At 40.4% G+C, this 25,741-nt stretch carries 22 protein-coding genes and 1 tRNA gene; 15 read left to right on the top strand and 8 right to left on the bottom strand.

Going from position 1 to position 25,741, the window contains the following annotated elements; all coding sequences use genetic code 11:
* Window positions 1–319: 319 nt before the first annotated feature.
* Window positions 320–393 (bottom strand) — tRNA-His (locus tag N6H18_RS09425).
* An 81-nt stretch (window positions 394–474) separates the two neighbouring features.
* Window positions 475–1,815, bottom strand: coding sequence for a dihydroorotase (locus N6H18_RS09420; protein ID WP_262308020.1), 1,341 nt, complete (start codon window positions 1,813–1,815; stop codon window positions 475–477).
* 69 nt (window positions 1,816–1,884) lie between these two features.
* On the opposite strand from N6H18_RS09420, the gene N6H18_RS09415 reads away from it, so the two are divergent.
* The 8 genes from N6H18_RS09415 (at window position 1,885) to N6H18_RS09380 (ending at window position 12,605) form a co-directional block, all read left to right on the top strand.
* On the top strand, window positions 1,885–3,174 hold the full coding sequence (locus N6H18_RS09415) for a DEAD/DEAH box helicase (RefSeq protein ID WP_262308019.1): 1,290 nt from the start codon (window positions 1,885–1,887) through the stop codon (window positions 3,172–3,174).
* Window positions 3,175–3,507: 333 nt separating this feature from the next.
* Window positions 3,508–6,408: an aminomethyl-transferring glycine dehydrogenase gene (gene gcvP, locus N6H18_RS09410; RefSeq protein ID WP_262308018.1), complete on the top strand. Its 2,901-nt coding sequence runs from the start codon at window positions 3,508–3,510 to the stop codon at window positions 6,406–6,408.
* An 89-nt stretch (window positions 6,409–6,497) separates the two neighbouring features.
* The gene (locus tag N6H18_RS09405) at window positions 6,498–6,893 is read left to right on the top strand and encodes a T9SS type A sorting domain-containing protein (protein ID WP_262308017.1); all 396 of its coding nucleotides are present in this window, start codon (window positions 6,498–6,500) and stop codon (window positions 6,891–6,893) included.
* 204 nt (window positions 6,894–7,097) lie between these two features.
* Window positions 7,098–8,477 (top strand): sigma-54-dependent transcriptional regulator, encoded by a 1,380-nt coding sequence (locus N6H18_RS09400; RefSeq protein WP_262308016.1) that lies wholly within the window; start codon window positions 7,098–7,100, stop codon window positions 8,475–8,477.
* Complete coding sequence (locus tag N6H18_RS09395; protein WP_262308015.1) at window positions 8,467–9,843, top strand: sensor histidine kinase; 1,377 nt, start codon at window positions 8,467–8,469, stop codon at window positions 9,841–9,843. The genes N6H18_RS09400 and N6H18_RS09395 overlap by 11 nt, the downstream gene beginning before the upstream one ends.
* Window positions 9,844–9,936: 93 nt before the next feature.
* The gene (locus tag N6H18_RS09390; protein WP_262308014.1) at window positions 9,937–10,977 is read left to right on the top strand and encodes a hypothetical protein; all 1,041 of its coding nucleotides are present in this window, start codon (window positions 9,937–9,939) and stop codon (window positions 10,975–10,977) included.
* A gap of 28 nt (window positions 10,978–11,005) precedes the next feature.
* On the top strand, window positions 11,006–11,785 hold the full coding sequence (locus tag N6H18_RS09385; protein WP_262308013.1) for a hypothetical protein: 780 nt from the start codon (window positions 11,006–11,008) through the stop codon (window positions 11,783–11,785).
* A gap of 7 nt (window positions 11,786–11,792) precedes the next feature.
* Window positions 11,793–12,605 (top strand): hypothetical protein, encoded by an 813-nt coding sequence (locus N6H18_RS09380; RefSeq protein ID WP_262308012.1) that lies wholly within the window; start codon window positions 11,793–11,795, stop codon window positions 12,603–12,605.
* A gap of 69 nt (window positions 12,606–12,674) precedes the next feature.
* On the opposite strand, the gene hpf is transcribed toward N6H18_RS09380, so the two are convergent.
* The 4 genes from hpf to N6H18_RS09360 all read right to left on the bottom strand — a co-directional run bounded on the left by hpf (window position 12,675) and on the right by N6H18_RS09360 (window position 15,334).
* On the bottom strand, window positions 12,675–12,977 hold the full coding sequence (gene hpf / locus N6H18_RS09375; RefSeq protein WP_262308011.1) for a ribosome hibernation-promoting factor, HPF/YfiA family: 303 nt from the start codon (window positions 12,975–12,977) through the stop codon (window positions 12,675–12,677).
* A gap of 30 nt (window positions 12,978–13,007) precedes the next feature.
* On the bottom strand, window positions 13,008–13,877 hold the full coding sequence (locus N6H18_RS09370; protein WP_262308010.1) for a tyrosine-type recombinase/integrase: 870 nt from the start codon (window positions 13,875–13,877) through the stop codon (window positions 13,008–13,010).
* 64 nt (window positions 13,878–13,941) lie between these two features.
* Window positions 13,942–14,136 carry a 30S ribosomal protein S21 gene (rpsU, locus tag N6H18_RS09365; RefSeq protein WP_262308009.1) on the bottom strand — a complete coding sequence of 65 codons (195 nt, stop codon included), beginning with the start codon at window positions 14,134–14,136 and terminating at the stop codon, window positions 13,942–13,944.
* Window positions 14,137–14,218: 82 nt separating this feature from the next.
* The gene (locus tag N6H18_RS09360; RefSeq protein ID WP_316044790.1) at window positions 14,219–15,334 is read right to left on the bottom strand and encodes an acyl-CoA dehydrogenase family protein; all 1,116 of its coding nucleotides are present in this window, start codon (window positions 15,332–15,334) and stop codon (window positions 14,219–14,221) included.
* A gap of 265 nt (window positions 15,335–15,599) precedes the next feature.
* Here N6H18_RS09360 and N6H18_RS09355 point away from each other — a divergent pair, with 265 nt between their 5' ends.
* Genes N6H18_RS09355 through N6H18_RS09340 form a run of 4 tightly spaced genes read left to right on the top strand, consistent with a single transcriptional unit; the run spans window position 15,600 to window position 20,021 of the window.
* Window positions 15,600–16,913: a UDP-glucose dehydrogenase family protein gene (locus tag N6H18_RS09355; RefSeq protein ID WP_262308007.1), complete on the top strand. Its 1,314-nt coding sequence runs from the start codon at window positions 15,600–15,602 to the stop codon at window positions 16,911–16,913.
* A gap of 2 nt (window positions 16,914–16,915) precedes the next feature.
* A complete protein-coding gene (gene galE / locus N6H18_RS09350; RefSeq protein WP_262308006.1) occupies window positions 16,916–17,929 on the top strand; it encodes a UDP-glucose 4-epimerase GalE in 1,014 nt (337 codons plus the stop codon).
* The gene (gene rfbB, locus N6H18_RS09345) at window positions 17,926–18,957 is read left to right on the top strand and encodes a dTDP-glucose 4,6-dehydratase (RefSeq protein WP_262308005.1); all 1,032 of its coding nucleotides are present in this window, start codon (window positions 17,926–17,928) and stop codon (window positions 18,955–18,957) included. The genes galE and rfbB overlap by 4 nt, the downstream gene beginning before the upstream one ends.
* Before the next feature lie 38 nt (window positions 18,958–18,995).
* On the top strand, window positions 18,996–20,021 hold the full coding sequence (locus N6H18_RS09340; RefSeq protein ID WP_262308004.1) for a nucleoid-associated protein: 1,026 nt from the start codon (window positions 18,996–18,998) through the stop codon (window positions 20,019–20,021).
* A 5-nt stretch (window positions 20,022–20,026) separates the two neighbouring features.
* Here N6H18_RS09340 and N6H18_RS09335 read toward each other — a convergent pair whose 3' ends face one another.
* Both N6H18_RS09335 and N6H18_RS09330 read right to left on the bottom strand, forming a co-directional pair.
* Window positions 20,027–20,419, bottom strand: a complete 393-nt coding sequence (locus N6H18_RS09335) for a response regulator (RefSeq protein WP_262308003.1) — start codon at window positions 20,417–20,419, stop codon at window positions 20,027–20,029.
* A 19-nt stretch (window positions 20,420–20,438) separates the two neighbouring features.
* Window positions 20,439–22,763 carry a PAS domain-containing sensor histidine kinase gene (locus N6H18_RS09330; RefSeq protein WP_262308002.1) on the bottom strand — a complete coding sequence of 775 codons (2,325 nt, stop codon included), beginning with the start codon at window positions 22,761–22,763 and terminating at the stop codon, window positions 20,439–20,441.
* Between the two features lie 301 nt (window positions 22,764–23,064).
* On the opposite strand from N6H18_RS09330, the gene glyA reads away from it, so the two are divergent.
* Genes glyA through rpiB form a run of 3 tightly spaced genes read left to right on the top strand, consistent with a single transcriptional unit; the run spans window position 23,065 to window position 25,642 of the window.
* Complete coding sequence (glyA, locus tag N6H18_RS09325; protein ID WP_262308001.1) at window positions 23,065–24,354, top strand: serine hydroxymethyltransferase; 1,290 nt, start codon at window positions 23,065–23,067, stop codon at window positions 24,352–24,354.
* Window positions 24,355–24,357: 3 nt separating this feature from the next.
* Window positions 24,358–25,200: a twin-arginine translocase subunit TatC gene (gene tatC / locus N6H18_RS09320; protein ID WP_262308000.1), complete on the top strand. Its 843-nt coding sequence runs from the start codon at window positions 24,358–24,360 to the stop codon at window positions 25,198–25,200.
* A gap of 10 nt (window positions 25,201–25,210) precedes the next feature.
* Window positions 25,211–25,642, top strand: coding sequence for a ribose 5-phosphate isomerase B (gene rpiB / locus N6H18_RS09315; protein WP_262307999.1), 432 nt, complete (start codon window positions 25,211–25,213; stop codon window positions 25,640–25,642).
* Window positions 25,643–25,741 lie beyond the last annotated feature (99 nt).

Genomic DNA, 25,741 nt, shown 5'->3' with positions numbered 1-25,741 from the left:
TATTTTCGTGGGGATTGGAAAGTCCGCCACAAGTTTTAAATTTAAATCAAGGCGTGCCTGCCTGTCGGCAGACAGGGCTATGTGGGAGACGAGAGGTTAGTGATTTCTAATCCTCACTCATCATAGCTGGGCGATAGACTCATAAAAATTCAATATTCTCCCTACGCTCAGATAAAGCAGATGCAATTCACATGCTTGGTTAAAACATCTTCAGTTATCAAAACTTCAATTCCCTTTTCAAAAACCACCCTCACTGAACCCTCCAAAAAAAATTGGGCATAAAAAAACAGCAACCTTTTTCAAAGTTGCTGTTCTAATGGGTGGATGACCGGGTTCGAACCGGCGACCCTTGGTACCACAAACCAATACTCTAACCAGCTGAGCTACAACCACCGTATATCCCTGTAAATGGGAGTGCAAAAATAGAAAAGTGCTGACTACATTTCAAAACTAATTTCCATTTTATTTTCTGATTTATTTTCTAATAAATTTAAGTCGCTCTCCACAAGTGGATTCGTCAAACTTACCAGCCTCATATGCCAAGTGACCCGAAACAAAAGTATGGCTAATTTTGGACCGGAAGGATTGTCCCTCAAACGGGCTCCAGCCACATTTGGACAAGATATTGGAGCGTTCTACGCGCCACTTGTCCGAGGTATCCACCAAAACCAAATCAGCATAATATCCTTCCCTGATATATCCCCTTTTTTCGATCTCAAACAATATTGCAGGATTGTGACACATCTTCTCCACTATTCTTTCAATTGAAATCTTGCCATTGAGGTAGTGCTCCATCATGGCAGGCAGTGCATGCTGCACCAATGGCCCTCCAGATGGGCAACTGCTGTATCCGTTGGCCTTCTCTTCGAGTGTATGGGGAGCATGGTCAGTAGCTATCACATCTATCTTATCATCCAACATGGCTTGAAATACCGTATCACGATCATATGCAGTCTTCACCGCAGGATTCCACTTGATATCACCCCCTTTGGTCAAATAATCATCATCCGAAAACCACATGTGATGTATGCACGCCTCAGATGTAATCAACTTGTCCTTGAGCGGAATACTGTTGTCAAACAGATCGGTCTCTTTGGCAGTAGAGATGTGTAGGACGTGAAATTTGGTCTTGTTCTTCTTGGCCAATGCCACTGCTTTGGAAGAAGAAATATAACAAGCCTCCTCACTACGAATCAGCGGATGAGCGGTAAAAGGAATCTCACCATCGTATCGCTCCATGAAAATCTCCATGTTTCGCTTGATGGTTGCTTCATCCTCACAATGCGCCGCGATCAACATATCCACCCGTGAAAACAGGTTGTTGAGCGTCCCCTCGTCATCTACCAACATATTGCCCGTCGATGATCCCATAAAGACCTTGACACCACAGACATCATGCTTATTGGTTTTGAGTACCTCCTCTATGTTGTCATTGGATGCCCCCATGAAGAAAGAATAGTTTGCCAGCGATTTGCGACTCGCAATATCATACTTGTCCTGTAGCAACTCCTGTGTGAGCGTATTCGGCACTGTATTGGGCATCTCCATAAACGACGTAATCCCTCCAGCGACAGCAGCTTTGCTTTCCGTATAGATTTCTGCCTTGTGGGTCAAGCCAGGTTCTCTGAAATGTACCTGGTCATCTATCACGCCAGGCAACAAGAATTTACCCTCCGCATCGATGACAGTGGCCGTTTCATGACTCAGTCCTACATCTACTTTCTCTATCATTTGATCTTTGATCAGTACATCATAAGCCATGATTTCACCTTCATTGACCACCTTAGCATTTTTAATCAGTGTATACTTCGCCATTATTTCAACCTTTTTATTTCATAAATTGCAAAGCAAAAATAAGCGCATCAGGCATCTAAAAAATTATTCATGGCTAATAACGTAGAAAGTTTTTCCGATTTCAAGTTGAACAAGCAGATACTAAATGCCATCAAGGACGCAGGGTACGAACATCCCACACCGATTCAGCAGAAAGCAATCCCCCTCGTTTTGGCTGGACATGACATCATGGGTATTGCTCAAACAGGTACTGGCAAAACTGCTGCATTCGTATTGCCTCTACTCATGAAACTCAAGTATGCACAAGGAGATGCTCCTAGAGCAATGATCCTAGCTCCAACCCGTGAGTTAGCCATTCAGATTGAAGAAAATGTCAAAAAATACGCCACCTACATGGAGATCAGGCATACAGCGATCTATGGAGGGACAGGTGCCAAAGTTCAGATCGAAGCGTTTGAAAACGGCATGGACTTGATCGTTGCTACGCCAGGCAGGTTCATGGATCTATACAGAAAGCAAGTTTTCAAAACCAAAGAAATCAAAACGCTGATCATCGATGAGGCTGACAAAATGATGGATATGGGTTTCATGCCACAGATTCGTCAAATCTTGGAAATAATCCCTGTCAAGAGGCAAAATCTCCTCTTCTCAGCGACCATGCCCGAAAGTGTGATCAAGTTGTCTGAGGAATTCCTAGAATTCCCAGAAAAAGTAGAAGTATCACCTCAGTCCTCCACAGTCGATACCATAGATCAGGCACTCTACTATCTCCCCAACTTCAAGTCCAAGATCAACATGCTGGATCACCTGTTCGAGAATGAAGATTTTAGTCGGGTCATTATTTTTGTCAAGACGAAAACCAATGCGGACAATATCTATAAGTTCATAGAAAGAAAAATCACCAAGTCTGTCAAGGTAATCCACGGCAACAAGGCACAAAACACGCGATTGAATTCTATTGACTCGTTCAAAGAAGGCGAAACAAGAATCTTGGTAGCAACAGACGTGGCAGCTAGAGGACTAGACGTATCACTCGTATCTCATGTGATCAATTTTGATGTACCATTGATATATGAAGACTATGTCCACAGAATCGGTAGAACAGGACGAGCCAACAACAAGGGAATTGCATTGACCTTTTGTAACCAAGCAGAGAAATACCACATTGACAAAATAGAACAGTTGATTGGTAGATCCATAGAAGTTGTCCCTGTCCCACCAGAGGTGACCATCGAAAAGACGCCTTTTGTCGAGCAACAAGTAATGTTGCGAGAACTGGACTTCCTCAAAAAGAAAGATGACCCAGAATATAAGGGGGCATTTCATGACAAAAAACAGAGAATTCCCACTGCGAAGAAAAAGCAAAGTAAACGAAAATAGCGTTCGTCTATGAAATCCTCTCGTTCATCGAAAATTACCCGTTCTTCATCCAATTTAGTTCAAGAGCTCAATCAAAGAAGTTATAATTGTATCAGAAAGATGGATTAAAAGTCTTTCTTTCCATAGCTGGTTGAAAAGATCTTGTGGGGAATAGATACAACGGTATCTAATCCCACAAGTATCGACTCCCACTCCCCTCTCATACTACATTTCTCTACAACTTTCCGACAAAAAAATTAATAGATTTAGTCAATTACGAATCTCGTAATTCGTCTTTTTAAGTCTAAATTTGCCGCCATTATAATATTTGGAAAATATAAGCCCATACCCAGAATGATAGCGAATTTGAACGAAAGGACACACTTCCAAAACCGTCACAACGGCCCCTCTTCCGAGGATATTGAAGCCATGATCCAAACGATTGGTGTTGCTTCGTTAGATCAGTTGATCGACGAGACTGTACCCCAAAATATCCGACGAAAAGGTAAATTAAAACTGCCTGCTGCCCTAGACGAATTCAGCTACTTTCATGCGATGAAAGAGATCGCCAATCAAAACAAAGTATTCAAGTCATTCATCGGTTTGGGATACTATGGTTGTGTCACTCCAGCTGTCATCCAACGAAACATCCTAGAAAATCCAGGATGGTACACTGCATACACCCCTTACCAAGCAGAGATCGCTCAAGGTAGACTGGAAGCACTAATCAATTTTCAAACTATGGTGAGTGAACTCACCGGCATGGAAATCGCCAATGCTTCCTTGCTGGACGAAGGAACGGCTGCCGCAGAAGCCATGACGATGCTCTTTGCGCTCCGCAAGAAGGAAAAAAAGAATGCAAACAAGTATTTTGTAGACAGCAATGTATTGCCACAGACCCTAGACGTACTCAAAACACGGGCTACACCACTAGGGATAGAATTGGAAATAGGTGATTACAGTACCCTTGACCTCTCTTCACCAGAATATTACGGACTGATGGTGCAGTACCCCAATGCCAATGGAAATGTCCAAGACTACTCCAAGCTATTCGCTACTGCACAAGAAAATGATCTCAAAATAGTAGCTGCGACAGATTTACTTAGCTTGACACTCCTCACACCTCCTGGAGAATGGGGAGCCGATGTTGTCGTGGGAACCACACAAAGATTCGGTGTTCCTATGGGATTTGGAGGCCCTCACGCAGCTTTCTTCGCCACTAGGGAGGAGTTTAAGAGACAGCTGCCAGGCAGAATCATCGGAGTATCGGTTGACAGACATGGCAAGAAAGCCTACAGAATGGCGTTGCAAACTAGAGAGCAGCACATCAGAAGAGAAAAAGCAACTTCCAATATCTGTACTGCTCAGGTGCTATTAGGAGTCATGGCGGGAGCATATGCCGTCTACCATGGGCCAGAAGGCTTACAGCGCATCTCCAAAAGAGTACACGGTCTGGCTCAGTTGGCAGATAAATACATCCAAAAGCTAGGCTATACTCAAAACAATGAAACCTACTTTGACACGCTCAGCATCGAAGTAGACCCTGGACTGATCGAAAAAATAAAGATTGAAGCAGAAGCTAAAAAAATCAACTTCAATTACTTTGTTGAGAATCACATTGTCATCGCTTTTGATGAGACACACACGCCCAATGACCTGCTAGACATCATTGCCGTTTTTCAAAAGTTCAGCAACACCACTGTGAATCCAGAAGAGGTGCTGCAAGCAGCAGATCATGTTGAAATTCAGTTCAACAGCATTTTCAAGAGAACCTCAGCATATTTGACACATGAAGTCTTCCACAAATACAGATCTGAACATGAAATGCTTCGCTATTTGAAGCATCTAGAAAACAAAGATTTGTCGTTGGCTCATTCTATGATCTCATTGGGATCCTGTACGATGAAATTGAACGCTACTTCGGAAATGGTGCCGATCACTTGGCCTGAATTTGCCATGATTCACCCATTTGCACCTTCTTTTCAGACACGCGGATATTCCAACATCATTGATGATTTGACCAAATGGCTTTCCGAAATCACAGACTTTCATACTGTCTCATTGCAACCCAACTCTGGCGCGCAAGGTGAGTACGCAGGTCTGTTGGTGATTCGAGCCTATCAAGAATCTATCGGTCAAGGACACAGAGACATTACAATCATCCCATCCTCAGCACACGGCACCAATCCAGCCAGTGCTGTAATGGCAGGCACTGAAGTCATCATCGTCAGATGTGACGACAATGGCAATATTGATGTGCAAGACCTCAAGCAAAAAGCCGAACAGTACAAAGACAGATTGTCTTCGCTCATGATCACTTACCCCTCTACACATGGGGTCTTTGAAGAAAGTGTTGTAGAAATTTGTGAAATCATTCATGCAAATGGTGGACAAGTCTACATGGATGGCGCCAACATGAATGCACAGGTTGGCTTGACCAGCCCAGGCATCATCGGAGCAGACGTTTGTCACCTCAATCTTCACAAAACCTTTGCCATCCCTCATGGTGGTGGCGGACCAGGTATTGGCCCAATAGGTGTTGCAGAGCATTTGGCACCCTTCCTTCCTGGCAACCCATTGATACACATGGCAGCGGATCAGGCTATCACAGCCGTCTCCAGTGCGCCATTTGGTAGTGCGGGTGTGCTAGCTATTTCTTATGGATACATTGCCATGATGGGTGCGGATGGTTTAGAAAACGCTACCAAACTAGCCATTTTAAATGCCAACTATATCAAGGCTCGTTTAGAAACCGAATTCAAAATCCTCTATAGTGGTAAAAATGGCCGTTGCGCGCACGAAATGATCGTGGACTGTAGATCGTTCAAAGATGCTGGGGTTGAAGTAGAAGACATCGCCAAAAGATTGATGGACTATGGATTCCATGCCCCTACTGTTTCATTCCCTGTGGCTGGTACTTTGATGATCGAGCCTACAGAAAGTGAGTCTAAGGAAGAATTGGATAGATTCTGTGATGCACTGCTCAGTATCAGAGAAGAGATCAGGATGATTGAAAATGGAGTCGCTGACAAGACAGACAATGTCCTGAAAAATGCACCTCACACAGCAGATCACACACTGGCTGATGATTGGAATCACGGTTATAGCCGAAAAGATGCCGTATATCCTATAGAGTATCTTCGTACCAACAAGTTTTGGCCCTCGGTTGGCCGGATCGACAATGCATATGGAGATAGAAATCTCTACTGTAGCTGCATCCCAACAGAAGCCTACGAATTGGCAGAAATTAGCTAAACCACAGGCAACCAAGACAAGCATTATTTCATTTCTTCACCAAGAGTTGGAATGGATATTGCTTGTCTTGATTCAACTCAATCATCACTATGAAAAAATATTACTCACTGATCATCTTACTTTTTGCACTGTCATTTGTGCCCCTGGCACAGCAGGTGGTCAATGAAAAAGAAAATGCCCTAGACTATTCTAGAAACATAGAAAACCGCATCAACTATAAAAAAAGCCTTTCTCCCAACCGCCTCGACTACAACGTAGAAGCACTCGAAAACGGAAAAATAAAACTCATATTCGTCAATCAACCCTCTGATTATGTCAATATCAAAATTTATGACATCATTGGCAATTTGGTATTGACCGAGGAAAAAAAGTACACCATCAATTCCGAAATTGAGTACAACCTCAACAACAACAACAATGGGAAAATCTATGTTGTAAAAGTAGAGTCTGGGGAACAAAACCTAATCAAGAGAGTAAATTTCTAAACTCTACCCCTTTTCAATCTTTTCATCTCAAACACGTTCTGAATTGCCCAATTCAGATTAAATTATGTCCGATTTTGAGACAGTTTTTTGTCCGATATTGGATAGTCCAACACTTTTCATCGGAGACAAAACGGCCATACACCTCTCTATGGACGTTTCACCACTTTGGCACAAATTCTGGACACTTGGATTAAAAATAATAACATGGAAAAAGAACTTGGTAAAATCCTGATCATAGATGATGACGAAGATGTATTGTTTGCAGCCAAAATGCTGCTCAAAAAACACGCACAAGAAGTAATCATCGAAAAGAATCCTAAAAAGATCCCCTTCTTGATGAACAATGACACTTATGATGTCATACTGCTAGACATGAATTTCAGCAAAGACATCACAAGTGGCAAAGAAGGGTTTTACTGGTTAGATCAGATTTTGGAGCGTGATCCCAAAGCTGTAGTTATTCTCATTACTGCGTTTGGAGACGTAGAGATGGCTGTCAAGGCACTCAAAGAAGGTGCTACCGATTTTGTACTCAAACCATGGCAAAACGAAAAGCTACTGGCTACTTTAACCTCTGCCGTGAGGCTTAAGCGATCCTACAAAGAGGTTGATCAACTAAAAATAGCCAAAAAACAATTGGAGGAAGAAATCAATCAACCCTTCAAAGATATCATTGGAGAAAGTGAAGCCATCAAAAACGTCTTCAGAATCATTGATAAAGTAGCACAAACAGATGCCAACATCCTCATCCTAGGTGAAAACGGAACAGGAAAAGAGTTAATCTCACGGGCCATCTACATGAAATCCATGAGGAGAGACAATGTTTTCGTCGGAGTGGATATGGGAGCCATTACAGAGACTCTGTTCGAAAGTGAATTGTTTGGTCATAAGAAAGGTTCCTTTACAGACGCCAAAGATGACCGAAAAGGTCGATTTGAAATTGCCAACAAGGGGACTCTATTCCTAGACGAAATCGGAAACCTTAGTCTTCCACTGCAATCCAAGCTTCTAACCGTACTACAAAACAGACAAGTCACCCCTATAGGATCGAACAAGACCATAGATGTGGATATCAGGCTGATTTGTGCCACCAATATGCCTCTCTATGATATGGTTGAAGATTCCTCATTTAGACAGGACCTGCTCTACCGAATCAACACAGTTGAAATCAGATTGCCTTCATTGCGAGAGAGACTCGAAGACATCCCATTATTAGCAGATCACTTCATCAAGATATATAGCAAAAAGTACCGAAAAGGTGGGAAGAAAATCTCTTCAAATGCCACCAAAAAACTTCAAAAGTACCACTGGCCTGGAAACATTCGTGAGCTACAACATGCCATAGAGCGTGCCGTTATCATGAGCGATGAAAACACCTTGGTTCCAGAAGATTTTTTCTTCCTAAATCACAAAAATGAAGATCAGAATCTGTCTTTGGAAGAAACATTCAATTTGGACGAAGTGGAAAAAAACATTATTCAAAAAGCCATAGATAGAAACCAAGGCAACATCTCTCAAGCAGCCAAAGAACTTGGACTAACCAGAGCCTCTCTCTACAGAAGATTAGAAAAGCATGGGCTTTAATAGCAACTTCAAAACCTCTATCGCCATCAGGGTGGGGCTCGTACTGTTGACCAGTATTTTACTCGTCAACGCATTCTATTCGGACTCCTACTCGCTCACCAAGATATTGTTGCTCATCGCATTTGTCTCTCAAGGCTATGCTTTGATCAAGTATTTGGACAAATCAAATGTGGAGTTTGTTCATTTCTTGGATTCTATCAAATACGACGATTTTACTCAAACCTATACAACGAAACGTACGGGTACTTCTCAGGATGACCTATATGATAGATTCAATATGGTGATCAAAAAATTCAGAGAGATTCGCACAGAAAAGGAAGCACAATACCAGTACCTCAGAACCATTGTTCAGCATGTCGGTATTGGCATCATTACGTTCAACAAAGAGGGCAAAATTCAGATTATCAATGCGGCAGCCAAGTCTCTGCTGGACATGGATCAAGTACGCAACATAGATGACCTATCAGATTTGAACCCGGAGTTGGTCAACAGTCTCAAAGACCTCCAAACAGGAGGGAGAGATTTGATTAAAATCAACAAAAAAGGAGAGGAAATCCAGCTATCAGTCTATGCGATTCAACTTGTCAGAAGAGACGAAGAGTTCAAGTTGGTCTCCATACAAAATATCAAAAGTGAACTAGATGAAAAGGAAATGGATGCCTGGCAAAACCTGATTCGGGTTTTAACTCACGAGATCATGAATTCAGTCACCCCAATCTCTTCCTTGGCAGCTACCGTAGAATCCAACCTAGAACAGGTCATTGATGAGAATTTCAATGTCAAAGAAATATCAAAGGACGACATTCAAGATTTTCACATGGCGGTTCAAACCATACATAGACGAAGCGAAAGTCTTATCAAATTCGTCAGTGACTTTAGAAATCTAACCAGAATCCCTATTCCAAAAAGATCATCGATTTCAATCACTGAGCTTTTTCAAACCATTTTGACACTCCTGCGCCGTGACATTCAGGATCAAAACATCATTGTCTCTACTGAGATACAGCCTGCAGATATCTGCATCTCTGCAGATCGTGAGCAAATAGAACAAGTAATTATCAACCTGCTGACAAATGCCATGCAAGCATTGGAAGAAAACCCAGAAAACAATAAGAAAAAAGAAATTCACATCCGAGTAGGATACAACGAGTACAAGCAGACATTTATATCCATCCGAGACAATGGCACAGGGATCGAAGGAGAAGCTATCAATAAAATATTTATCCCATTTTTCACCACCAAAAAATCTGGATCAGGCATAGGTCTCAGTCTTTCCAAACAAATCATGAGAAAACATAATGGCAATATTACTGTCAGCAGCATCATAGACCAAGGCACTGAATTTTCTTTGGTATTCAAAGACTAGTCCATCTCATTGCGCTGTGAAGGTGTTATATTAGCTATTGCATAGGAATATAATAAGTCTCAATCTGATTGAACTTCTAGCTCAATTTCACTCATGGCAATAATCAGTAAGAAAAAGATAGCATTCAAGGTGAGTCCTGACCTCCTACGGTATTTGCAAAAGTACCAAAGAGCAATCAATGTACCCATCGAGTACACAGACCTCTTACGTTACGACAATGCCATACCTCTCTATGACAAGACTGGTAAAGACACGCTATGGGAGACGGTTTTTTATCCTCAATCGGATATGCAATCCATCTACTACAACCTTAAAAAAATATACTCTGTACTCAAATCTGATGGTGACTTGAGCGTCATGGATCACTTGGTTATTGACAGAGTGGACATCTGCCAATACGGAAACACCAAACCATTTCGCATCCGAATTGTCAATCAAATCAATGACAACTTCGATTATTTCTATGTCAAAAATGCTGACGCTTCTAGGATTTATGGTCTAGAATTAGAACACCTTTTGTCGCCCAACAGAATCAGCTATGGCGCATACAAACATACCTTGATAGAAGAGCACATAGCAGGAATACCAGGTGATCAATTCATAAAAAGCCACCTACAAGATAAAGGCATCAATCAAATCAGACTTGCCAAGGAATTTGTAAAATTCAACGAACGATGTTTTGTACAATTGCTAGGTGACATGCATTCGAGCAATTTTGTAGTCAACATTACACCAGATTTCGAAGAGGTATCCTACCGCTTGAGAGCGATCGATTTTGATCAACAATCTTACGAAGGCCGACGCAGCATTTACCTTCCTCAATACTTCAAACAAAACAATGCATTGATTGAAATGGGTCTCAAACACATGACTCCAGAAACAGTGCGCCAATACCAAAAAGAAGAAAGAGCACTGATCACCAACCGACTCAGAGTAGAGCGTCATCGCGTCGCTGATTTGCTACGCGTGATGATGAAAGACACCATCTCCCTACCAGAAAATGTTCTTTCTCTCAAGAATGATTTGGCAGAATTTTACAACGAAAAGAAGTTCATGAAATGTAAAAACATGGGGGAAATTGTAAAAGTCAGCTTATGGATGCTTATCAAAAAACCAGATTTGTACAATTTATGATATCTTTCGGGAATCAAACACCAAATTGATGATACAACGATACACTGTTCTCATACTTATCCTATGTTGGGCATGTTCTCAACCCAAGAACAATGTCGAAACATCAACAGCCATTGAGGACATCAACGAACCAATGCCGGGTTTCAATATTGAAGGATCTGACCCAATAGCCATATTTGTCGCTGACAAAGTCATGGCTGCCATGGGTGGCCGCAAAGCGTGGGACAAAACCCAATATCTCAAGTGGACTCATTTTGACAACAGAACGCTGACTTGGGATAAACACAATGGAGACGTTAGAATTGATTTTCTCGACAATGAAGATGTATATTTAGTCAATATCAATGATTTGACTGGTAAAATTTATAAAGATGGTCAAGTAATGACTGAATCGGATAGCTTGGCAAAGTATTTGAGCATTGCCAAAGACATCTGGATCAACGATTCATATTGGTTAATTATGCCTTACAAATTAAAAGACAACGGAGTGACTCTGTACTACTTAGGTGAAGACACAACCTCAGACGGACGTGATGTTCAAAAACTCCAATTGGTATTTGAAAACACTAGCGAAACCTTAGGGAATGTTTATGATATTTGGGTAGATGCAGGAACGAACCTGGTATCTCAATGGGCCTTTTACCCAGACGGAAGCTACACTGAACCTACATATACAACTACCTGGGCTGATTACCAGAAGCAAGGAGAAATTCTATTATCCAATACAAGAGGAGACAAGCAATTGTCTAATATTGAGGTATTGTCCACTGTTCCAACAAACACTTTTAACACACTACAAATTGACTAAAACAAGTATGAAAGCAATATTCAAAGTACTGTTCATCCTTACTATATTCACAAACAGCATCAATAGCTATGCTACAGATGGAGTATTGATTATTTCCAAATCAAAGGATTTATCATCCAATCAAGTGACTACTTCGAAGTTATATCTTACTTCCAGCATGCTCAAAATAGAAAATTCGGGCAATGACAACAGTAGCATGATTTTCGATGCGGAGAAAGAGATTTTCACCTTCATTGACAATCGAAAAAAGGAGTATTATCAATTTGATGAACCTACGCTTAGACAGCTCAAAGAACAGTTAAAAATGATTGTGCAAATGATGAAACAATTCTCTTCACAAATGCCAGAAGATCAACAAAAGAAACTTGACAAAATATTAAACCCCAATGCCGAAAGTCCCATTGACTACTCTCTCATAGGGGACGCAAAAGTGAGTAATTGGGACACAAAAAAATACAACGGCACTGCTGATAACGAAAAGATCCTTGAGTTGAACATCGCTTCGTTTCAAAGTATTGGTATCGATGAGAGTAAATTCTCAGTGATGAAAAGCCTAGTAGACTTCTTCAAAGAAAACTTGCAAGAAGTCGCATCTATGCTACCTACTAACCAGTCCATGTCAGCCATTAGTTTTGATGAAAATAGTCCAATTCTCAAAACAGGATTACCTGTACGTACCATCTCATACGATGGAGGTGAGGCCAACAGTGAGACATTGGTACAAAGCATCACTGAATCTCCAATTGATGAGTCGCAGTTTAGTATCCCTAGTGGTTACGCCAGAAAAACCATCAATATGCAAAAGCAATTCGAAAAGTAACCATATTAGTATAGGCACAAAAAAACCTGATAACTCTCGCTATCAGGTTTTTTTGTACCTTATTCTATCTTAAAATTGAGCAGCCATCTTTTCTTTTCTCTTTTTAAGCTGTCTTCTCAATGACTCAATTGCATCATCAGTACCAGCCTCAAATGACTTTGATTGCTTTTTCGCAAATAACTGAGCTCCTGGTATATTCAGTTTTATTTCAATAATCTTATTCTCCCTCGAATCATCGTTCTCCACTTTTAAGATCACTTCACCATCGACTATTCGATCATAAAATGTTTCAAGTTTGTCTGCCTTCTTTTGGATGAAATTTACCAATTTTTGATCCGCGTCAAAATGAATGGAATGCATTTGTAACTTCATAAGATTAAAATTTAAAATTAAACAATTATTTTATGCCTTTGGATGTGCCAAATCGAAGGTTGATTTGAGCTTCTCCAAAGAGTTGTGTGTGTAGACCTGTGTGGCAGCAAGGCTAGCATGTCCTAGTAACTCCTTGACAGCATTAAGATCTGCACCATTATCTAATAAATGTGTCGCAAACGTATGTCGCAATACATGTGGGCTTTTCTTATATACTTTTGATATGTGGTTTAGATATTTTTTCACCAACCTATTGATCATCATGGGATAGGCCTGACTACCTGCATCCGTCAATATCAAAAAATGACTATGATAACTGGCATCTTCCTTAGTCTTAATATACGACCTCAGCAAAGTGATGTTGTCTTTAGACAAAGGAATTAGTCTCTCTTTATTTCTTTTGCCCAGCACCTTGATAGTACCCCCATAAAAATCAATATCTGAGATTTTTAGATTGATCAATTCGGACAGACGCATACCTGTACCGTAGAGCAAATCAATGGTTACTTTATCTCTAATTCCTGCAAAATCATCTCCAAACTCAACATGGTCGAGAAGGATGTCCATGTCAGATTTTTGAACAAATTCAGGAAGTGCTTTGGGGGTTTTGAGAGGTTTTAATTTGGTTGCTGGGTTCTCAGACACCAATTCTCTCTTCAATAAAAACTTGTAGAATGACCGCAAAGACGCAATCTTCCTATTGACAGACCGTGAGCTAATTTTAGCCTCAATTAAAGACACCACCCAAGCTCGCAAATTCTTGCTATTGGCAGTAGTGATACTTTCGTCACAATTTTCAAGGAAACTTTGAAATTGAAGAAGATCAATTTCATAGGATTGTACAGTATGCTTACTGTATCTTTTCTCGTTGAGAAGGTATTTTGTAAAGGGTTCTATCATTAGTATTACCTTAACTTTAAGGTAATACTAACTTATCAAAAACCACTGAGAATAACTACTAGTCTTAGTAGTTTTCTTCTGCAAACATTTTCTGCTTGTAAGCAGCTCTAATCAATTGAGTTCTTCTCGTAATTGATGGTTTTTCAAAATGACCTCTTGATCTCAATTCTTTCAAAACACCAGTTTTTTCAAACTTCTTTTTGAATCTCTTAAGAGCCTTGTCTATTGATTCGTTTTCTTTAACGTTTATAATTAACATAATTTCTTATTTTCAAAGGGAGCGCAAATTTATGTAGCATAGAAGAAAATACCAAAGCTTGCGCGGTTAATTTCATTTTTAATTACAACCTATCAAACAAAGTGCGAGAAATTACCAGTTTTTGTATCTCAGAAGTCCCTTCTCCTATCGTACACAACTTGGCGTCTCTATAAAATTTTTCCACTGGATAATCCTTCACATATCCATATCCTCCAAATATTTGCACCGCATCATTGGCTACCGAAACTGCCGTTTCTGATGAATGAAGTTTTGCCATGGCAGACTCTTGATTTACATTTTTCCCTTGATTTTTGAGTTCTGCGGCTTCTTTGATCAGCAACCGTGATGCCTTGACCTGAGTAACCATGTCCGCTATTTTGAAAGATATCCCTTGAAACTTGGCTATCTCTTGATTGAACTGCTTTCTCTCCTGCGCATATACAATTGCAGCGTCCAATGCACCTTGAGCAATACCTAGACCCAAAGCTGCGATCGAAATCCTGCCTCCATCTAATATTTTAAGTGCTTGTACAAAACCTTCTCCAACTTCACCCAAAATATTCTCCTTTGATACTCGACAATCTTCAAATATCATCTCTGCCGTTTCGGAAGCTCGCATCCCTAGCTTGTTTTCCTTCTTACCTCCTGAGAATCCAGGAGTGCCGCGCTCTACCACAAATGCCGTCATGCCATGTGAATCCCCTGGATCCCCAGTTCTGGTCATGACAACCGCTACATCTCCACTCAAACCATGTGTAATGAAATTTTTTGTCCCATTGATCACCCAATGATCCCCATCTGGCTTGGCGACTGTCATCATATTGCCAGCATCTGACCCTGTATTAGGTTCGGTCAGTCCCCAAGCACCGATCCATTGACCTGTGGCCAATTTCGGTAGCCAACGTTTTTTTTGTTCTTCCGAGCCAAACTGTAGTATGTGACCCGTACAGAGTGAGTTATGTGCTGCAACTGAAAGACCAATAGACCCATCAACTTTAGCTATTTCAGAAACTACCGTCACATACTCATGGTAACCGAATCCTGACCCTCCATACTCATCAGGAACCAAGACACCCATCAACCCTAACTTCCCCATTTTCCTAAACACCTCTACAGGAAATTTTTGGGTCTCGTCCCAATCCATCATATTAGGTGCAATTTCGCGCTCACAAAAGTCTTTGATCATTTCAGAGATCATAAGACAATTTTCAGCAACAACCTTTGGCGTATTTTCGCTATTATCTATCATTTTATAATGTTGATTATCAATTGATAATGTAAAATTGTTTTTAACAATTCGCACTTTAAATAAGACATAATTTTTTAACTAAAACAACATCCTTATTAGATATTTCTTGCTATTTCTATCTTCAAATCATCTTGTCTACTTTTCATTAAAAAAGCCCCTTCGTTATCGCCATAAGTCTTAGATTTGCACCATTAAATTGAACTAACTTTAAATTATGAAAATAGCTGTAGTAGGAACAGGATACGTTGGACTCGTTACTGGCACATGTTTCGCAGAAACTGGTAACCACGTCACTTGCATTGATATTGATGTAAAAAAAGTAGAGAAACTAAAAAACAAGATCATGCCAATATATGAGCCTGGTCTAGATGTTTTGTTTGAACGAAATATCAAACAAGGCAGATTAGATTTTACTACTAACTTGAAAGAAGGCATCAAAGGTGCTAAAATTATATTTCTTGCCCTACCTACACCTCCCGGAGAAGATGGGAGTGCTGATTTAAGATACATATTGGGAGTTGCTGAAGAATTGGGTCCACTTTTGGAGCAATACACTGTCATAGTAGACAAAAGCACTGTCCCTGTCGGAACAGCAGACCGAGTCACTGCAAAGATTGCAGAACATGCCAAAGTAGAGTTTAGCGTAGTTTCAAACCCAGAGTTCCTTAGAGAAGGTGTGGCTGTAGATGACTTCATGAAGCCAGACAGAGTGGTCATTGGAACCAGGTCTGAGAAGGCTAAAAAAATCATGGAAGAGCTATATGCACCATTGGTACGTCAAGGAAACCCAATCATAACCATGGATGAAAAATCTGCAGAATTAACAAAATATGCAGCCAATTCATTCCTAGCAACTAAAATCACATTCATGAACGAGATCGCCAACATGTGCGAACTAGTAGGTGCGGATGTAGATATGGTGAGAAAAGGTGTAGGTACTGACTCCAGAATTGGGAAAAGATTCCTTTTTGCAGGCATTGGATATGGTGGCAGCTGTTTCCCTAAAGACGTACAAGCCTTGGCTAAATCAGCCAGAGAAGTCAACTACAACTTCGAAATACTCAATGCGGTAATGTCTAAAAACGAGACACAGAAAACCAAATTGATTGACAGATTGAAAGAGCATTATGGAGACAACCTTAAGGGCAAAACATTCGCCATTTGGGGATTGGCATTCAAACCATATACGGATGACATACGTGAGGCACCAGCGTTGATCAATATCAAGATACTATTAGAGGCAGGTGTAAAAATAAAAACTTACGATCCAGAAGCCATGGAGAACGTAAAAGAGCAGTTTGGTGATAGTATCGAATTCTGCAAAGATGAATACGATGCAGCAGAAGGTGCAGACGCTCTATTAATCATGACAGAATGGCCAGTATTCAGAACTCCTGAGTTTGACAGACTCAAATCCTCGCTCAAGGACAATGTGATCTTTGATGGTCGTAATCTATACAATACTGAAACCATGGCAGAAAATGGCTTCACCTACTATAGTATAGGAAGAGCAACCGTCAAAAACTAAACATGAAGAATATATTAGTGACCGGAGGTATGGGATATATAGGATCCCATACCTGCGTGGAACTCATTCAAGCTGGCCTACAACCTATTATTATAGACAATCTTGACAATTCAGAAATCTGGATCAAGGATCGTCTTGAGGAAATTACAGGCGCAAAGTTCCCGTTCTACCAAGCAGACTGTGCGAATAAGGATGTTCTTGAACAAGTATTTCAAGAACATAAAATCGAGGGAGTCATTCATTTTGCTGCGAACAAAGCAGTAGGAGAATCAGTATCAGCTCCATTGAAATACTACAATAACAATATCAATAGTTTACTGTCCGTATTAGAAGTTTCTAATAAGTATAATTGCCAAAACCTCGTGTTTTCATCATCCTGTACCGTGTATGGAGAACCCGACATGTTACCTGTTGACGAAAATGCAGCAATAAAGCAAGCTGAGTCTCCATATGGATCCACTAAGATCTTTTGTGAAACTATAATTCAGGACTTTATTAAATCTCAAAAAAATTATAAAAGCATCTTATTGAGATACTTTAATCCAATAGGCGCTCACTCTTCTTCTTTGATTGGAGAACTACCCCTTGGCGTACCTGGCAATTTGGTTCCATTCATCACACAAACTGCATGTGGTCTCCGCGAGAAGTTAACTGTATTTGGAAACGACTATAACACAGTAGATGGTAGCTGCATTCGAGATTATATCCATGTAGTAGATTTGGCCAAAGCCCATGTCAAAGCCTTTGAATACCTGTTTAAACAAACACAACCCACATGTACAGCAATCAACATAGGAACAGGTGTGGGATACAGTGTTCTTCAGCTTGTACAGACTTTTGAACAAGCTACGGGCGTGAATTTAAATTACGAAATAGGACCAAAAAGAGCTGGTGATGTGGAAGCAGTTTATGCCAATGCTACCAAAGCAAAACAACTCTTGAACTGGGAAAGTGAGTTAACCATGGAAGATGCATTGATAGATTCATGGAATTGGCAAAAAACATTAGAACGATGAGTGCAAAAAAGAATATTTTAATAACTGGAGGTGCGGGTTTTATTGGTTCGCATGTAGTGAGGTATTTTGTCAACAAATACCCACAGTACAACATTGTCAACCTAGATATGTTGACCTATGCAGGCAATAAAGAAAACTTAATAGATATTTCTGCTCCTAACTACAAGTTCATTCAAGGAGATATTTGTGATGCGAATCATATAGATCGCATTTTTAAAGAAGAAAATATCAATTCGGTGATTCACCTCGCTGCTGAATCTCATGTAGACCGCTCTATCGAAGACCCTTTGGCATTTGTACATACCAACGTAATTGGCACGGTCAACTTACTCAATGCTGCCAAAAATCATTGGAAAGGAGACTTCACAGACAAGTTGTTTTACCACGTATCTACCGACGAAGTATATGGCTCATTAGAAGATGGTGAATTCTTCTTGGAAACTACACCATACGACCCACAATCACCCTATTCAGCCTCTAAAGCAAGTTCGGATCACTTTGTCCGAGCCTATCAAAACACCTATAAATTGCCAGTGGTAGTTTCCAACTGCTCGAACAATTATGGTCCCAACCAATTTCCTGAAAAGTTGATTCCAGTGTGCATACAAAACATTTTGGAAGAGAAGCCTCTCCCAATCTATGGCGCAGGAGTCAATGTGAGAGACTGGCTTTTTGTAGTCGATCACGTGACTGCTATCGACGCTGTCTTTCACAAAGGCAAATTGGGTGATACCTACAACATCGGGGGATTCAATGAATGGAAAAATATCGATCTCGTAAAATTGCTTTGCAAAGTCATGGATCAAAAATTGGGAAAACCCGCAGGGACTTCCGAAAAGCTCATTACCTATGTAACTGATCGAGCTGGTCATGATCTGAGATATGCCATAGACTCTACCAAAATATCCAAAGAGTTGGACTGGAAACCATCTGTTCAATTTGAAGAAGGCTTAGCCTTGACAGTGGATTGGTACTTGGCCAATAGCCAGTGGCTCGCAAACATCAAATCAGGAGCATACAGAAAGTAATCTCCATAGATTATCTTCGCAAATTAAATTGTGAAATCATGGTCATCTCCTCAGAAGTCGTACTCAACCAACTCGTCATTCACAAAATTGCTGACGAAGGATTAATTACCTCCCCAGGTAAAATTGAGTCTTTGGATGAGGATTTGAATCAATTACTGGTCAAGTACTTTTTCAAATCTTTTAAAGAAGAAGAACGGTATCATTTTGATTTGGAAAATGAAGAGCATGATCATCAAGTCTACCAAATAGTCAATCAGATTTTTGAACAACCAGACAGCTTGTTTGATCAATCCGTAGAGATGGCAACTCTACTGGCTCGCCTATCTCAGAATCAAAATATCAAAGAAGGTGATTTCTTGGTGTGCCATTTTGAAGACTGTGTAATGGATGATGAAGTCACAGAAGTGATCGGGATGTTCAAGGTCGAGAACAAAGAAACTTACATCAAAATACTAGGACAAGGCAATGATTTCAACATCATCTCAGATGAAGGAATAAGCATCAATAAACTAGACAAAGGTGTATTGATATTCAACACGGACAAAGAAAATGGCTACCAAGTGCTCCACGTTGATATCACCAACAAAAGCAACAGCGCACAATATTGGCAAAAAGACTTTTTGGGGATTGAAAAAACCAGAGATGATTATTTTCAGACTCAGAATTTGATCAACAACCTACAGGAGTTTGCTCAAGGCACCTTCCAGCATGATGAGAAGCCTGAAAAATTGGCCTTTGTCAATCAATCTATTGATTATCTGAAGCAAAACCCATTTTTCAACAAACAGGATTTTGGTGAGAAGGTACTTCAAAGCCCTGAGTTGATCGATCAGTTTGAAAACTTTCAGGAAAGAAAGCAGGAAGAAAATCCTGATTTATATGTAGACCAATTTGACATCTCTAAACCAGCCATCAAAAACACCAAAAGGTTTATTCGATCGATCATCAAGCTGGATAAAAATTTCCACATCTATGTCCATGGCAACAAAGACCAAATCATCAGGGGATTTGATCCAGACAAGAAATTAAATTATTACACACTCTATTTCAGCGAAGAGAGCTAGTCAACTTAGGTAAAAATCTCTTCTAGTTTATCGTTGGTGATGGGCTTACTCACAAATGAAATGATATTTTCATTGTCATTGGCCTTGTCAATATCTGATTGAATCACCGAAGACGTCACCATATACAGGCTGATTTTCTTTCTCATCTCAACAGGTAGGGTTTGATAATCCTGCAAAAAGTCCCAGCCATTCTTCACAGGCATATTCACATCCAGCATGACTAAATCAGGTAATTTATCATCCTCCCCCACGTTGGCTTTGAAAAAATCAAAAGCCTCTTGTCCATTATAAAAATTGAGTATTTCGCAATCAAAATTCTTCATTTCGATTTGCTTTTTGATGATCAATTGAAACACCTGATCATCATCAATTACTGCTACCTTTTTTATCTTACCCATAATGTGATTCTAATATAAATTAATGGTCTGTACTTATCAACTTTAATGTGCCAAAATCAACAATAAACTTCGTTCCTACTCCTTCGGTGCTCTCTACGAAAATACTTCCACCCAGCGATTCGATCTGTGCTTTGGTAATAAAAAGCCCCACTCCCCTAGCATCATGATTAGAGTGAAAAGTCTTTCTCAGTCCAAAAAGCCTGCTTCCATACTTCTCTAAATTTATCCCCATACCATTGTCTTCTATGGAGAAATATCCTCTTCCATTTTTTTCCCAGCTTCTCAAATAGATCATCGCTCTTTCATGAGGCTTTTTGTATTTAATAGCGTTGGTTACCAGGTTTTGAATGATGCTCTCCAAATAAATCTTAGGGTAAAAAACAGTTGACATTTCAAATTTAACATCAAATTCTGCATCTGCCTTAGCTATTTGATCAACAATGCTGTTAAGAATTTTTTCTAATACATCTTGAAAACGCAAAGTCTTTCTTTGTTTATCCAACTCCCAAGAAGTCTTTACTACATCATTGAGTTCAATGATTGTTTCATCCAAATTTCTTACTGTCTTTCCCAAATTATCCCAAACAAACTGCTGAGTTGCTTCTGAGGAATCCGCTTCTCTGATTTTGATCAAGGACAGCATATTCGTGATTGGTGCTCTCAAATTGTGCGACGCAATGTGGGCAAACTCTTCCAACTGGTTATTTTGACGTGCCAAATTTTCGTTCAGCGTCTTAAGCTCCTTATCACGTTCCAAAATTCTTCGTTCGGCATTTTTCCTGTCTGAAATATCATAAAAAGCAATTTGCACAGAGGGTTCGCCTTCATATTCTATCAGTGTACCCATGGCCTCCACCTCTATCACAGAGCCATCCACACAAAGGAATTTTTGCTCATTTCTATGAGCCTTTTTTGTCTCATATATCTTATCTATTCGTGCCTGTGCGGCAGATTTCGATTCGGGATGTACAAAACTCATAGCTGTCTTGCCTATGAAGTCATAAATACTGTTGCCCCTTGCCAACCTGATGGTCTCGCTATTGACATGTCTGATGACCCCTGCTGTATGAATAATGATCCCCACTGGCGAGTTGTCAAATAAAAGCTGGAATCGATTGGCTGCTTGAATGACCCTCTCTTCACTTTCCCTCAACTCCCTCTCAATTTTCCTCAGCAAGGTCACGTCATTGAGGTTCATGATGGTTTTGACAAACTTGCCTGCTTGATCCTTGATCAAGGTGGCCGACAACATCACTTCCATGATATCACCGTTCTTCTTCACAAATTCTAAAGCAACATCCTTACAATAACCCTTTTTAAGGAATTTAGGCATCACTTTTCTGATTGCATATTTTTTGGATGCTGGCGTCAAAAAATCAATTGACCATTTACCGATTACATCACCTCTACTATAACCTGTTTTTTCTAAAAAGTAATCTCCTACCTCAATCACCACGCCCGATTTGTTGGTCGAACTAAAATAAGCTGGTGTATTGTTGTAGAGTGCCTTGAAACGTTCCTCGCTGTATTCAATTTTTCGCTGGTTCTCTATCCTCTCCAACTCAGCAGCTGCTCTAGATGAAAAAATCTGGAGGATTTTTTCATTGTGAATCCCTTCAAACAATGGAAGTTCATACAGCGCAAACATAAAACCAATTGGCTTACTGTATATCTGGTTGTAAAACAGCGGCACACCTATAAACCCATTGAAGAGATGATGGTAGTTCAATTCAAACCTTGAAAATCGATTTTTAAATCCCTGTTTGATTTCGAGATAACTATTGGCAATTACCTCTTCATAAGGAGAACCGTTGATCTTCCAAGTAGTGTTTTCTACTTTTTTCCCTTTGAAACTAATTGACACTGTCTCCAATACATCCTTTCTAGGATCGACCACACACACTGCTGTATAATCTGCCTTCATCGCCTTGGACAATTGGTAAGTCAATTGATCCAAATAATCTCGGCCCGTAGAGGATGAGGTTCCCTCATAGATACTCTGAAGTAAATTATAATACTCCAGTAGCTCATTTTCTCGTTGTTTCTTTTTGGTGATTTCTTTGACAATTGCCAGAACCTCATCTTCGTCATCTGGCTCTATCAACACCTCATAGTGTTTTCTCTCTCTTTGATAGTTCAGCGTAAAGTAGGCAGATTGAGACTCTTGAGTCTGCAAACACAGCTCGACGGAGCGAATCAAATCAAATAGAAAATCAAAATCTCTGATATTTCTTTGCTCAAAACCAATAGCTATCAATGCTGGATCACTCGTGGGGTGATAATGACACTCTTTGACCCACCCAAATCGATCGATTCGTAGGATGGGATCCTTTACGATTTTCAATAAACCATATTTTGCTTCTGTGGGTGTCATGTCCAAATCATTGCATCAAACCAATGCCTTATAGAAGTAAAATATTATCAGATAATAAAGAGAGAGAAATCATAGCTGATCAACTTTTTCTCAAATAGGTTTTATACTGCTGCGACCTTTTCGAATTGAACCATAAGACTACTCCATAAATCCTAGATTCACAATTTTCGGATGAAATATTTCTTCTGCGTTTTCACCATCCCTACAGCACAATTCTTTGCTTAATAAGAGGGCTTCTTCTAAATTTGCGCCTCATCGAAATCATAATATCATGCAGAGAGACCTTGACGTATTCAACCTCATCGAAAAAGAAAGAGAAAGACAAGAAAGTGGAATCGAACTAATTGCTTCTGAGAACTTTGTATCAGCCCAAGTTATGGAAGCTGCTGGTACAGTCTTAACCAACAAATACGCCGAGGGACTTCCAGGCAAAAGATACTATGGCGGTTGTGAAGTAGTAGATCAAATCGAAGACGTAGCCAGAGACAGAGCCAAAGAACTTTTTGGGGCGAGTTGGGTCAATGTACAACCTCACTCCGGTGCACAAGCCAATGCGGCAGTTTTCTTAGCATGCTTGCAGCCTGGTGATACGGTATTAGGATTTGATCTATCACACGGTGGTCACTTATCTCACGGTTCCCCTGTGAATATTTCGGGTAAGTATTTCGATGCTAATTTCTACGGTGTAGAAAAAGAAACTGGTTTGATTGACATGGACAAGGTTGCAGAAAAGGCCAAAGCCATCAAACCAAAACTCATCATCTGTGGTGCCTCTGCTTACTCTAGAGATTGGGATTACGCTAGATTCAGAGAAATTGCTGATTCTGTAGATGCATTGTTACTAGCAGATATCTCTCACCCTGCGGGTTTGATCGCCAGAGGTTTGCTCAATGATCCTATGCCACATTGCCACATCGTGACAACTACAACTCACAAGACGCTCAGAGGTCCAAGAGGCGGAATGATTTTGATGGGAGAAGATTTTGAAAACCCATGGGGACTGACTACTCCAAAAGGTGCCGCTAGAATGATGTCTTCAGTACTTGATTCAGGCGTATTCCCAGGTACTCAAGGGGGGCCATTGGAACACATTATAGCTGCCAAAGCGATTGCTTTTGGTGAGGCATTATCTGACGAATACATGCAATATGTCCTCCAAGTGAAGAAAAATGCAGCTGTGATGGCTGAGTCTTTCGTCAAGAGAGGCTATAATTTGATCTCTGGAGGCACAGACAATCACTTGATGCTCATCGATCTTGGATCAAAAGGAATCACAGGTAAAGATGCTGAAAACGGTCTGGTTCAGGCAGAAATTACTGTCAACAAGAATATGGTTCCATTTGATGAGCGCTCTCCATTCGTCACTTCAGGCATCAGAGTAGGTACTGCAGCTATCACTTCACGCAACATGAAAGAAGCTGACATGGACCGTGTAGTTGAGTTGATTGATTCTGTTCTTATGAATCTTGACAATGAAGCCAAAATCAAAGAAGTAAGAAATGATGTACACGGTTGGATGAAAGACTTTCCTCTCTATACACACATTGCTTCCTTGGTATAAACAATGAAGAAACTCCCAATGGATCAAATCCATCCAGATGGTCAAGAAGAAATGACTTTTCTCGACCATTTGGAAGAGCTGAGATGGCATATCATCAGAGCATTTGTAGCGATTGCTGTTTTTACTATAGTAGCCTTTCTATCCAAAGAAATAGTCTTTGGGATGATTATACTTGGGCCTTCCAAAACTGATTTTTGGACTTACCAATGGTTGTGCCAATTATCCAATCTACTGGATACTCAGGCACTCTGTATCGATACGCTTCCTTTTATCATCCAAAGCAGGCAGATGACGGGTCAGTTTACGATGCACATTGCTTCGTCTTTTGCAGTAGGGATTGCAGTAGCCTTTCCTTATGTATTTTGGGAAATATGGCGGTTCGTCAGCCCAGGTCTCTATGTCAATGAGAGAAAAGTCGCCAATGGTGCGGTTTTTTGGGTCAGCGTATTGTTCCTGATCGGCATTCTGTTTGGCTACTTGATATTGACCCCATTGAGTATCAACTTCCTCGCCAACTACCAATTGGACCCAACGATCCTCAATGAATTTGATATCGTATCCTATGTATCTACGGTGACGACCTTGGTATTAGCCTGTGGACTCTTGTTTCAATTGCCCATGGTGATTTTATTCCTTACCAAAGCAGGAATCATCACACCTCAACTCATGGTAGCCTATCGTAGACATGGCATAGTAGCGATTTTCTTTTTGGGTGCATTGTTGACTCCTCCAGATCCATTCAGCCAAGTTTTGATCGCGATTCCATTGATAGGATTGTATCAAATCAGTATCATGGTATCCAAAAGAGCCTACAAAAAAAGACAAAAAGAATTACTAGTAGATTAAAATCAAGAACATGAAAATAGGAATAGGCGGTGATCATGCCGGATTTGAATACAAAAACGAAATAGTGAAACATCTACAAGCGCAAGGGTATGAGGTTGAGGATTTTGGCCCACACTCTCCTAGCTCTGTTGACTATCCAGATCATGTGCACCCACTAGCACAATCTATTGAAGAGAAGAAAACAGATTTTGGTATCTTGATCTGTGGCAGTGCCAATGGGGTAGCTATCACTGCCAATAAACATCAAGGAATCAGAGCAGGGCTATGCTGGGAGGTAGAAGTAGCAGAACTCATCCGACTACACAATGACGCCAACATCATCTGCTTACCAGCTAGATTTGTGAGTCTAGAAAAATCTATCGCTATGGTGGACAAATTCCTAACTACCGAGTTTGAAGGTGGCAGACACCAAACCAGAGTGGACAAGATTAGCTGCAACTAAGAGTTCCGACTGATATTTTAGCAAGAAGGCGCAACGAATGTTGCGCCTTCTTGCTTTTTATAGGTCTTGCTTTTTACGTCACGCCATTTGCTTTGAAAC

The organism is Reichenbachiella agarivorans (assembly GCF_025502585.1).
In the GTDB taxonomy this organism is placed as follows: domain Bacteria; phylum Bacteroidota; class Bacteroidia; order Cytophagales; family Cyclobacteriaceae; genus Reichenbachiella; species Reichenbachiella agarivorans.
This window is presented reverse-complemented; position numbering and strand designations above follow the sequence as displayed.